The organism is Methanocalculus natronophilus (assembly GCF_038751955.1).
GTDB lineage: Archaea > Halobacteriota > Methanomicrobia > Methanomicrobiales > Methanocorpusculaceae > Methanocalculus > Methanocalculus natronophilus.
The window spans coordinates 362-688 of the sequence record NZ_JBCEXH010000059.1 but is presented as its reverse complement, the minus strand read 5'-3'; the positions used below and the strand labels follow the sequence as shown (position 1 = coordinate 688).

Annotated in this window: 1 protein-coding gene; it reads left to right on the top strand. The window is 29.4% G+C overall.

From position 1 onward, the window contains the following. Positions 1 to 327 (top strand): hypothetical protein (locus tag ABCO64_RS10400; RefSeq protein ID WP_343089415.1); only part of this gene is annotated, 327 nt, incomplete at both ends.

Below are 327 nucleotides of genomic sequence, written 5' to 3'. Positions count from 1 at the left end.
CAATAAGACTTTATTTAATTCATGCATTAAAAAAAGATTTAAGCCCTGAGTTAATCGCAACCATCATCAAATCTTTAAATAAACATGAACCCCATTATAATCAAAAAATTACTACCCTTATATTAAATCAACCCTTAGACATTAATAAAACCACCATGTTATTGAAAGGTTCCAATGAATCTACCGTCATCCGCTTTTTAATTGCTTGTGCAAAAAAATATCCAACTAGCCTTTTAAGATCTTATGTAAACACAGTGTTTAAATCAACACAATCAACAAGCGAATCACATAAACTATTAACCAATTTAGATGAAGAATTGGTAGAAG